The organism is Rhizobium sp. 10N414, from assembly GCF_056394785.1.
Window position 1 is genome coordinate 21,294 of record NZ_JBFTIN010000052.1, and the last position, 9,739, is coordinate 31,032.

Here is a 9,739-nt window from a genome sequence, read left to right on the forward strand (position 1 = left end):
TCAAAAGGTAAAGACAATGGACCAGAAGATCGAAGCTGTTCTTGAAGCGTATCATGCTCTCATCCGCGAGGAGCAGGCGCGGCCACGGGAACTGCCGCCAGGCGGGCGTGATGGGGGACAGGACCGCCGTATGAGGGCAGTGGGACCGGAGACAGGAAAGTTTCTCAACATCGTCGCCAGAAGCCAGAAGTCCCCCGCGATATTGGAGATCGGGACCTCCTTCGGCTATTCCGGCATTTGGCTTGCCGAGGCTGCCAGGGCGAGCGGCGGGCGCCTGATCACCATGGAAATTCACGAATACAAGTCACTATACGCTCAGGAACGCGCGGTGGCTGCCGGTCTCTCTGACTACATCGATTTCAAGGTCGGAGATGCAGTGGAGATGATCAGCGCGCTGCCTATTGGCGTCGACTTCGTGCTGCTCGACCTGTGGAAGGATCTCTACATTCCGTGCCTGGAAGCCTTCTATCCCAAACTCAACCCCGGCGCGATCGTCGTCGCGGACAATATGCTGCGGCCTGGCGACGAGAACGTGAAGATGTACGGGAGGGCCGTGCGCGCGAAGCCGGGGATGACGAGTATATTGCTTCCGGTGGGTGCTGGCCTTGAAGTCAGTCGTTTCGAGCCGGACTAGACGGAGCTCGAAATGCTTCTCGAGAACTTCCCGATGGAAATGCTTTGCCGGCTCGCCGTCTTTTTCCACTGTCGTACGACGACAGGCAGCAAAGGAACGAACACATGAATATCTTGCAAGGCGACCGGCTGACCGAAGTCGCAAACAGCCCGCGCATAGAGCGCGTGCGCCACGAGCTGAAACGGCGGCAGCTGCACGTCCTATCCACCGAGCGGCTGACTCCGCATATGATCCGCATCACCCTCGGAGGCGAGGAGCTTGAGGACTTCACCTCGCTGTCGGCGGGTGATCACATCAAGATCTTCGTGCCCGACGGTGCCGGCGGAACGACAATGCGGGATTATACGCCCCGGCGATATGATGTGGCGACACGCACGCTCGTAATCGACTTTGCCGTTCACGATGCCGGTCCGGCGACACAATGGGCACTCACCGCTCGTCCTGGCGACATGATACAGATCGGCGGCCCCCGCGGCTCCCAGATCATATCAGGACCAATCCGCTCCTGGCTGCTGATCGGAGACGAAACGGCCCTTCCTTCGATCGGCCGCCGTATCGAGGAGCTGCCATTGGGTGCGTTGGTGACCAGCGTCGTGGCCGTGCCGGGCTCTGAGGACGAGCAGGTCTTCGAGACGAAAGCGAATCTTACTACCCATTGGATTTATCGAGAGAATGCGGCTGATCCTGCCCGTCTGATCGACCGCCTAAGCGACATAGCCGTCGAACCTGGAACTTTTGTCTGGGTCGCCGCGGAAGGCTCGGTTACGCGGCGCATTCGCAGTTATCTCACCGACGAACGCAAGCATCCAGCCAACTGGTTGCGCGCATCCGGTTACTGGGTGCAGGGCAAGGCCGACACGACGGAAAAGTTCGAGGATTGAGGCTCGGCCGCCGGTGCATGTAAGCCGGTTCTCTCGCCGTAGACAGAGCCCGGTAGAATGTGCCGCGGGAGGTGGTCTGGCGCGCACCGGTTCCATGGTGCAAGCCAAAGTCATATCATCAACCTCGCATCGTACTGTGTAACGATGTTTCCCACCGTCCACCACAGCCCGGCGACCCTTCAAACGGGCGCCAGGCTAAAACGCAACCACGATGTGCTTCTTTTCCCTTACCAACGTACATTGGCGCGCCATCGTCGATACTGTTCAGGGAAAATCGGTTTTTTGTTATGTGGAACGGCGTCGCATATTGAGCCGCAACCAGCGCAGCCATGAGTGAATTGCATCCGTTTTGCAGCGGGAACGTGCTATAGCCAATGCCTAGTCGTCTATTCGAAAGCCGACCTTCATGACCACCTGATAGAATTCCACCGAGCCGTTCTTAATGTGGCCCCTGATCTGATCAACCTCAAACCAATCGAGGTTTCGCATTGTCTTTGACGCTCGTGATATAGCGGTCTCAATTGCCTCCGTCACCGAGACTTTCGAGCTTCCGACAAGCTCCACCTTTTTATAGACGTGATCGCTCATTTCCATCCTCCAACCATTGACGTCGCGTTCAGGCACCCGATCGCCCAACTCATCCGAAGGAAAGTTTGCGTCCGTAGAGTCTCAAGTCCGACTGGCATTCGAGATTTCGTCCATGCCCAAATGCTCGTCTCGACTTTGCCCCAGCGCCGCACCAATCGATTGCCATGAAGGGACTATGAGCGAGCGAGGAGAGGTTTGAAACAAAATTCTGGCGCGCGGGGGCGGGCCTTCAGCCTTCGGCGAGTCGCTGACGGAAAAGTTTGCGACGTTTTGCAATTCGCTCTTGGAAGTATCCAATTGTAAATGCTGGAATTGTGTGGCTCTTCTTCTGTCGAGCGAACTGGTTTGCTTAGGTAGTGGAATTGGGGACTGTTCCGCGACCGGTACCCGAAAGTCATTATCAACAAGTTTTAAAGAAAACTGCGCATATGATTGCGGGGACTTGCACAGTCAAACATTTCGCCCATCAAGGAGTTTCACATGACTGACGAAATCAAAGCCACCGTCACTAACGACACGGCAGCCGGGAATGAACCTAAAGTAAAGAAGTCACGCGCACCGCGAAAGTCGAAGACCGTCGCTGAAGCGGCTGTAGCCACGTCGGTGAGTACGCCCGCGAAGAAGACACGTGGCGGCCGCCGGAAGAACACGGAAAAGGGTGAGGCCATTGCTTCGGCGACGCCCGTTCCGGGAAATAAAATCGCCTCGACCAAATCAAAGGAAACCGCGCAACCTCAGAAGCGTGGGCGGCGGAAAGCCGAGGCGCCTAAGCCAGCGTCGGACGACTTTGCGGATCTTCTGAAGCTCGAGGAAGAGAACCAGAAGCTCCGAAGGGCATTGTCCGAGAAGCTCCGCACAGAGAACGCTGACCTTCGGAAGAAGCTTGGCATGGCTTGAGTGAACAAGATCACGGGTTTTCCACAACAATGAGACTGATGACCGGGCAAGCATTGCAAGCCCGGTCTCCGGCCCGGTACTATGTTCTTGGAACACCGAGTCGGAGGAGGCGGATCGATGAGATCAGCGTGGAAACTGATTACTGGGTTGGTATCCCGTGGTAACTCAGAAGGACGTGGTGAGCTCGAGGACGAGACTTCGAAGATACCGCATCCGGGCGCTAAAGACGTCGAAGCCATAACGCTTCCTGACACCGAGGAATCTGAACTCCAGGATTCTCCCCAACTCATTGAAGAGGCTTCCATTGAGCCGTCGGCCGCTCCTTTCGATGGCAGCGTCCAACGACCCGAGCCGCAAGAGAGGATTGTGGCGCCTTCCCGCCTTGCTCTGGCCAACGACGCCGAGCCCGTGCTGGCAACGACAATAAGGCTTGTGACGAAGGACAGGTTGAGCCTGCGAGCGGAACTCTCACATTCAACTGCAGTGCCGAATGCACATGAAGCCAATGCCAGAAATGCTATCAGCGCGAATGCTAACAGCAGCGGAAAGTCGACCGAACCGGCCACATTGTTGACGAGCGATGCCAGCACAGCCACCACGCAAATCGCAATAGGCCAGAAAGCCGGGGTCGAGCGTATTCGTAAGGTGAGGTCGGCGCAAAGCGCTTCCGGCGTTGATCGACCCAAGGTGAAACGGCGCTCTTTGCCGATTGCCGAGATCGAAACAGTGCAGGCTTCGCCTGAAGCAGCAGTCGTTTCCGAAAGCATAGTGCTAAACAGCGAAATCAATCAGCTGAGACAGGAATTGGCTCAAAAGTTGCGTTTGCAAAACGATCAGCTAAGGCGAATGCTTTCCCGATATGATGCGGGTTGAGCAAGAGCGACTTCAGAACCGGGGACGTCCTGGCCTTCGACGCTTTCAGTCACTTTAGGGCGTTATCTTCGGGCACTTGCGTGTGTTTTCTGCGGCCGTGGAAAACTAGTCGCGGCAAGATGCATCGTCTGCGGGATAGCCCGATCAGGACGAAATCACGCTGTTTCAGCCAATGCGGGATACGCGGTATCCGTCTGCCCCGCACAAGCCTTGTCAGATTAACCCTTACGGTGGTGCAACTCGGTCCAGACAGAACCAGACCTGACTTACAAACGCGGACAATCAGGGAAGTACGTCAGTCGCATCTCAAGATCCTAATTTAGCCAAGATCACACGTCGATACTGTTACGGAGTGGCAACTGGCAGCGGAGAGGGCGCATGTCGAGTTTCGCGAGGGTCGTTCTGTTGATCGCGTCGTCTTTGATGGCTTCTCAGACCTCTGCGCAGCAGGTGGGCATCAAGACGGGGCTAGGGAGAAGCACACCATCTCCCGACCAAGCGTACAATGAACACAAAGATCAAAAGCAAGCTGCGGAAGAACGCGACGGCGAGGTTGCCGAGATGGCCCGCCAGGCGCTATCAAAGGCCCGCTTACTTACCGTTCCTCAGCTGACATCAAAGTGAGCCTGCCTCAAGGGGAACCCTCAAAGATGTCGCTTATCGGGCTTGTCCCGCGATTTGGGAGAAACGGTAGCTTTTTCCCAAACGCATCCTGGGCCGCCTCCCGAAAGACATTCGCCGACTTTTCGGTGGACCGGGTGTTGCATATGCGACGTAACAGATCGGAAGAAACGCATCTCGATTTGCGGTGCTTGAGTTGGTGGCAGCCCGCCATCGAGTATTCGGCCTTGAACTGATGACCAACAAAGGCTGAGCCGGGTTTACGAGCGCCGCTGAGCGGAAGGGGTGCTGACACGAGGTGGGCTCCTCAACATTCGCGCTTCTCGTATTTTTCCCGTAATGGTTTTCCAGTGCGTAGTCCGCTATCTTGCTTTCCATGGAACGCAAATTGGCCGTCATTCTTGCTGCCGATGTTGTCGGGTTCAGTCGCCTCATGGAGGTGGACGAGGAGCGTACCCACGCGGCCCTTAATACGTGCAATACCGCAATTGCTGGTTTGGTCTCAAAGCACTCTGGTCGAATATTCGCTGTAGCCGGTGACAGCTTTCTCGCGGAGTTTGCGAGTCCGGTGGAAGCGATGCGTGCGGCGATTGAATTTCAAGAAGATGTTTCTGGGCGCTCATTCGACCTACCAGAGGGTCTGCAGATGAGGTTTCGCATCGGGATCAATCTTGGGGACGTGATTGTCGACGGAGGAAATCTCTTCGGTGATGGTGTGAATGTCGCAGTGCGCCTTGAGGCACTCGCGGAGCCGGGTGGAATCTGCCTTTCTAGCGCTGTCTATGAGCAGGTGGAACAGAAGCTACCTCTTGGCTACGAGGACATCGGACCTCAGGCGCTAAAGAACATCGTGCGGCCGGTGAAAGCCTATCGGGTGTCTCTTCGCCGGGGGGCGGACACAGTGCTTTCGATCACCGCAACGAGCACTTTCTCATCCAACTGGCTGGTTCCGCGATTGGGCCGCTTCCGAAATGCCAACCCCGATCTCGACATTGAACTGAAAGCGATGAGCCGAGTGGTCGATTTCAGTCGAGAGCCGTTCGATGTGGGAATCCGGGAGGGGCATGGCAAATGGCCTGGCCTTAAGGCTCACCCCTTAATGGATCGGGATTTCGCCCCGTTTTGTAGTCCGGCTTTCCTGGAGGCGGCGGGTGAAATTAGGGTCCCTTCTGACGTCCTGAAACACCCATTGCTCGACTGGAGGGATGATTGGTGGCTGGACTGGTTTAATGCAGCGGGCGTCGACAGCCCAAAACCGTCATTCTCTCAGAACTTCCAATTTGATACGCAACTCGCGATTAGCCAGGCCGTAATTTCCGGGCAGGGGATAGCCCTTCTTACGCCCATGTTCTTTCAGACCGAAATTCAGTCGGGTCGCTTGGTGCAATTGTTTGATTTGACCGGTCGCCATGGGAAGTTCTGGCTCGTCTATTCGGAAACACGGCAAACTTCTCGCAAAATAGTCGCTTTTCGGGACTGGCTCCTCGAAGAAGTTCAGCGAGCCATCTAGGCAATCGAGGTTTCGCAAGGGACGGATGCTCGCGTCTCGCATGTGCGATTTTCGCCCCAAGCATAGGTAGAGCTACGTGACGCGGCCATGCGCGAGCCGCTCTAACTCTTTTCTTTGCCAGGGCAAAACAAAAGCGCCCGTCTGGTAGGACGAGCGCTTCAAACTGCACATTGTCTTCGCGGACTTAGCGAGCGCCAGCTCTTGCGATCCGCTCGATTTCACCGCGATTGATGCCAAGGTCATGGAGTGAGCGATTGCTCATACGGCCCAGTTCGGAGACCGTCTGACGATACTTGCGCCAATTGATAAAAGAGCGTGCGATGTTCATGATAAATCCCCTTTCCTGGGTTTTCGAAGTCAGCTGCCAGTCCGTGGCGCTTCGATTACTTCGATGTCGCTTATATATGATTGGTCGGACCAATTTTGCAGCGCGAAGACTGGACCTCAGCTATGCGTAGATTGCATGTCGTGCGCAGTGAAAAGAGGAGGGCTATGATGGGTGCAACTAGATTGCTTGGAGGAGAGGGTGCAGAGATATTGCCCGCCTCTCCGAGTTCTTGCCCATGCTGGGACGGCACTTGTTGGATCGGACCAGGGGCGAACGGATTTTGAGAGCATCACCGTGATGTGAACGCGGAAAATCGATGATACCTCAATGCGATCCGTACGGTTCGCATTGATGCCTGGAACTCGACGACAGCCAGAAACGGAGCGGGCGATGATCTGCGAATTCCATATGGCCACACTTGGCAGCTGCTATAGCGAATGACTACGGTCTGCGTGACCTCGCGCGGAAAAGCCTGGTGCAATCAGCGCAGTAGCCGCATCTCAATGAGCCGCGCCAACGGGTGGGGACGTTTCGTCCGGCACCACAATTCCAGCGTAGTGGATCGGATTGTCTTTGCGATCCCGAAAGCATCGGCCGAAGGCGGAAACCGAAACATAGGATCCATCTGCCTTTTGTGACCGATAGTGCTGCACCGTTGGGTGTTGCGCGACAATGGCGTCGCTGATTTGTTTAGCCAATACAGCCACGTCGTCGGGGTGCACACGATCAAGATAGGTTTGTACCGGCAATCCCCGTTCAGTTTCCGCGGGATCGAGACCGAACAACGCGGCGAGGGCACCGTCCGCGTACACGAGGTCGGCGTTCATATCCCACGTAAACAGGCCGGGGTCAGGCATTCGTTCACCCGAGATATTCGTGACGAATAAGTGCTTTGCGTCCGGCACCGTTGGTCCTCTCGTTTGCCGTTTTGCATAGAATGTCCGTAGCTCGACGTGTCCGCAAGTTGGCCTTTGAGAGAAGAGTATGGCATCCAGAAGTTATGTTGACTTGGCAGCCGGACCGGCGTCCCGCGCAAAGATCTCTCCTACGGTCTCCAGGACCCTGCGAATACTGTCGTCTGATGTCGAGTAGTAGATTGTCTGCGCCTCGCGCCGCGTGGTGACTACCCTTGCGGCACGAAATCTTGCGAGATGCTGGGAGAGGGCCGACTGCGAGAGGCCTACCTTGTCTGCGAGTTCGTTCACACTGAGTTCGGCGCCGAGAAGATGGGAAGCAATAAGCAGCCGCTTTTCATTGGCGAGGAGAGTGAGCAGCTTCGCGTGCTCAACGAAAACCATTTCATCATGCATTTCAATTCACCATTTAACCAACTGCGGCTGACTTATACGTAAGATGGCGTCCAGGCTAGAGATCGCTACATTACATTTTTGAGATATTCGAGCGCAGCTCTGAGGCGTGTTCAGTGAACAGCCCGGATTACTGGTATTCCCGCTTCGTCCGCAGCCCGAATGAGTGCTTCGCGTGCTTCCTGCGCCGATAGCTTACCATGGATTGCGTCAAGGCAGACCTTCACCGCCTCCATGTACTCCTCTCCGTCGTCGGATGGCCAGTCACCTATAAGGGCTTCCGCAACCTCTCTCAGGGACCCGACGAGCCTGTATTTTTCCCGACCACCCATCACCAGCATCAGGGGAGCGAAATGATCGCTTCTGTGCCACTTCATTACAAAACGCCTCCGCACGGTAAACACATCATTAACCTAGCAAGAAGTGTTCCAGCTTCATGACCCTTGGTGGAGACTCGACCAGCAGAGGCAGCAACGAAAGACCGTGCTTTGAGCGGGTACGGAGGCCAGCATTCACGATCTCGGTGCAAATGCTACGCGCGAGTTGATGACGCCCGGGCCGCATTGTCACGGCCGCCAATGAACATCGTCTTCGTATTTCACCGGATGATATCGCCGGGTTACGAAGAGCAAGTGGGAAAAAAGAGGCCCCAATAGGGTGGGGCCTAGATTGATGAGCAGTGCCCGAGAGTGGGCAGCGCTGCGGACAATACGCCTCACGATCGAGGCTCTCAAGCAAAACAACTCTCGTTTACATTTTGTGACGATGATGCATAACCACACCTTCGCGCTCCGGGCCACTGCTAACCCAAGATAAGCCAGTGCGTTCGGATCCGCGCAAACCTCGCGATCCAGCTCAGGCGTCGTCCAGACGCTGCGGCGCCGTGTATGATGAGGCAGCGCTCAAGCTAATGAAACGTGCTGGCGGCGACGCGTTGGAAAGACGTTCTCTCGCCACGCGCGAATAGCTTCGTCCTTTAAAATGAAAGGGGTGGCCGGGCAGGGAACCCGGGCCACCCCTAGCATCCGACCGGAGGTCTACCCGATCAGAGACTTCCAAGTGCCTCGCCGCGCTGCCTTTCCCCGTGACTTTAACCACGGAGAGAGGGAGAAACGCGGCGCCGTTCTTAATTAGAATGCCCGCTGGAGGCGGAAGTAGCCTGTCGTGACGTCGTCGATTTTATCGCCGTCGAGGTAGTTGACGGCTGCCTTGGCGTAGAGGTTGTCGGCGATCTGATAGTCGACCGTCACACCGACCTTCCAAGCGTCGCTATCCGAGAAGTCAGCGTCGGTAGCGGCGTTAACGACGCCGTAGCTGCCGTAGTACTGAGCGGCTGGAGTGATCTTCAGCTTGTCAGTCGCCTTGATGGCGTATTCCGCAGCAATCGCCCATTCGGAAGTGGAATAGTAAGCACCCGGATCGGACGCCCAGACAGCTGCGAGGCCAAGGGTGCCCGGACCAATGGCAACGGTACCCATCGCACGGACTGCGCCGGCTTCGTTATCGGTGTCGTAACCAGCCGTGACTTGGTAGCTGAAGATTCCAGCCTTGCCGCCGATGCCGACTGCTACGCCGACATTATTGGGGACCTCGCCGTTATAGAACGGGCTATCTTCCAGCTCGTCAACGCTGATGCCAGCGTAGACGTTTTCGGCTTCGTACTGATAACGGATGGAGTTGTGCAGCGTGACCTTGCTGCCGATGTCGTCCGTTTCGCCGGAGAGACCATCGTCCCACCAGCTGTAGAACAGACCGGCGCGGAAGCCAGCGATGTCGATGTAAGCGGAGTCAAGTTTCAATTGCTGCGAGGAAGCGTTGTCGGCATTCGTCTGCAGGACGATAACACCAGTGAGCGGGCCGTATTCGGTGTCGCTCTTGGCGGTGAACTGAACCTGGCCACGGGTGTAGGCATCCCAGTCGGTGTCATTCGCAACATAGGTACCGTTGCCGATGGTTGCGCTGGCATTCGGGCCGGCGTTAACCTGGAAACGGATGTAACCGCTGATCTTCAGGCAGGTTTCGGTGCCCGGGATGTAGAAGTAGCCGCTGCCGTAAGCGTCGCAAACGCGGACGTATTCAACTGGTTCCGGCTCAGCAGCA

General features: G+C 56.3%; 12 protein-coding genes. 6 read left to right on the top strand and 6 right to left on the bottom strand.

Features of this window, described 5'->3' with window-relative positions; genetic code table 11:
* Positions 1-16: 16 nt before the first annotated feature.
* Together AC1DE4_RS28425 and AC1DE4_RS28430 are read left to right on the top strand one after the other, a co-directional pair.
* The gene (locus AC1DE4_RS28425) at positions 17-634 is read left to right on the top strand and encodes an O-methyltransferase (protein ID WP_477884178.1); all 618 of its coding nucleotides are present in this window, start codon (positions 17-19) and stop codon (positions 632-634) included.
* Positions 635-738: 104 nt separating this feature from the next.
* On the top strand, positions 739-1,515 hold the full coding sequence (locus tag AC1DE4_RS28430) for a siderophore-interacting protein (protein ID WP_477884179.1): 777 nt from the start codon (positions 739-741) through the stop codon (positions 1,513-1,515).
* A 378-nt stretch (positions 1,516-1,893) separates the two neighbouring features.
* Here the strand turns inward: AC1DE4_RS28430 and AC1DE4_RS28435 are convergent, their stop codons facing one another.
* Positions 1,894-2,103, bottom strand: a complete 210-nt coding sequence (locus AC1DE4_RS28435; RefSeq protein ID WP_192242087.1) for a dodecin — start codon at positions 2,101-2,103, stop codon at positions 1,894-1,896.
* A gap of 480 nt (positions 2,104-2,583) precedes the next feature.
* Between AC1DE4_RS28435 and AC1DE4_RS28440 the strand changes: the two genes are divergently transcribed.
* The 4 genes from AC1DE4_RS28440 (at position 2,584) to AC1DE4_RS28455 (ending at position 6,004) form a co-directional block, all read left to right on the top strand.
* On the top strand, positions 2,584-3,000 hold the full coding sequence (locus tag AC1DE4_RS28440; protein ID WP_025662812.1) for an MreC domain-containing protein: 417 nt from the start codon (positions 2,584-2,586) through the stop codon (positions 2,998-3,000).
* 117 nt (positions 3,001-3,117) lie between these two features.
* Positions 3,118-3,873 (top strand): hypothetical protein, encoded by a 756-nt coding sequence (locus AC1DE4_RS28445; protein WP_477884182.1) that lies wholly within the window; start codon positions 3,118-3,120, stop codon positions 3,871-3,873.
* Between the two features lie 378 nt (positions 3,874-4,251).
* The gene (locus AC1DE4_RS28450; RefSeq protein WP_477884184.1) at positions 4,252-4,497 is read left to right on the top strand and encodes a hypothetical protein; all 246 of its coding nucleotides are present in this window, start codon (positions 4,252-4,254) and stop codon (positions 4,495-4,497) included.
* Between the two features lie 385 nt (positions 4,498-4,882).
* Positions 4,883-6,004: a LysR substrate-binding domain-containing protein gene (locus AC1DE4_RS28455; RefSeq protein ID WP_477884186.1), complete on the top strand. Its 1,122-nt coding sequence runs from the start codon at positions 4,883-4,885 to the stop codon at positions 6,002-6,004.
* A 184-nt stretch (positions 6,005-6,188) separates the two neighbouring features.
* Here the strand turns inward: AC1DE4_RS28455 and AC1DE4_RS28460 are convergent, their stop codons facing one another.
* The 5 genes from AC1DE4_RS28460 to AC1DE4_RS28480 form a co-directional block, all read right to left on the bottom strand.
* Positions 6,189-6,332 (bottom strand): DUF1127 domain-containing protein, encoded by a 144-nt coding sequence (locus tag AC1DE4_RS28460; RefSeq protein WP_082728620.1) that lies wholly within the window; start codon positions 6,330-6,332, stop codon positions 6,189-6,191.
* 500 nt (positions 6,333-6,832) lie between these two features.
* Entirely contained in the window at positions 6,833-7,189 is a 357-nt protein-coding gene (locus AC1DE4_RS28465) for a PAS domain-containing protein (protein WP_210258435.1), read from the bottom strand.
* Between the two features lie 141 nt (positions 7,190-7,330).
* Complete coding sequence (locus tag AC1DE4_RS28470) at positions 7,331-7,642, bottom strand: ArsR/SmtB family transcription factor (protein ID WP_113162130.1); 312 nt, start codon at positions 7,640-7,642, stop codon at positions 7,331-7,333.
* Positions 7,643-7,752: 110 nt separating this feature from the next.
* Positions 7,753-8,016, bottom strand: a complete 264-nt coding sequence (locus tag AC1DE4_RS28475; RefSeq protein ID WP_018860444.1) for a DUF982 domain-containing protein — start codon at positions 8,014-8,016, stop codon at positions 7,753-7,755.
* Positions 8,017-8,769: 753 nt separating this feature from the next.
* Positions 8,770-9,739: porin (locus tag AC1DE4_RS28480; RefSeq protein WP_477884188.1), on the bottom strand; the 970-nt coding region annotated here is incomplete at its 5' end.

What these genes read in the sequence shown, in the direction of transcription:
- AC1DE4_RS28425 (WP_477884178.1), top strand. Translation starts at nt 17, where the DNA reads ATGGACCAGAAGATCGAAGCTGTTCTTGAAGCGTATCATGCTCTCATC.
- AC1DE4_RS28430 (WP_477884179.1), top strand. Translation starts at nt 739, where the DNA reads ATGAATATCTTGCAAGGCGACCGGCTGACCGAAGTCGCAAACAGCCCG.
- AC1DE4_RS28435 (WP_192242087.1), bottom strand. Translation starts at nt 2,103, where the DNA reads ATGAGCGATCACGTCTATAAAAAGGTGGAGCTTGTCGGAAGCTCGAAA.
- AC1DE4_RS28440 (WP_025662812.1), top strand. Translation starts at nt 2,584, where the DNA reads ATGACTGACGAAATCAAAGCCACCGTCACTAACGACACGGCAGCCGGG.
- AC1DE4_RS28445 (WP_477884182.1), top strand. Translation starts at nt 3,118, where the DNA reads ATGAGATCAGCGTGGAAACTGATTACTGGGTTGGTATCCCGTGGTAAC.
- AC1DE4_RS28450 (WP_477884184.1), top strand. Translation starts at nt 4,252, where the DNA reads ATGTCGAGTTTCGCGAGGGTCGTTCTGTTGATCGCGTCGTCTTTGATG.
- AC1DE4_RS28460 (WP_082728620.1), bottom strand. Translation starts at nt 6,332, where the DNA reads ATGAACATCGCACGCTCTTTTATCAATTGGCGCAAGTATCGTCAGACG.
- AC1DE4_RS28465 (WP_210258435.1), bottom strand. Translation starts at nt 7,189, where the DNA reads ATGCCTGACCCCGGCCTGTTTACGTGGGATATGAACGCCGACCTCGTG.
- AC1DE4_RS28470 (WP_113162130.1), bottom strand. Translation starts at nt 7,642, where the DNA reads ATGCATGATGAAATGGTTTTCGTTGAGCACGCGAAGCTGCTCACTCTC.
- AC1DE4_RS28475 (WP_018860444.1), bottom strand. Translation starts at nt 8,016, where the DNA reads ATGAAGTGGCACAGAAGCGATCATTTCGCTCCCCTGATGCTGGTGATG.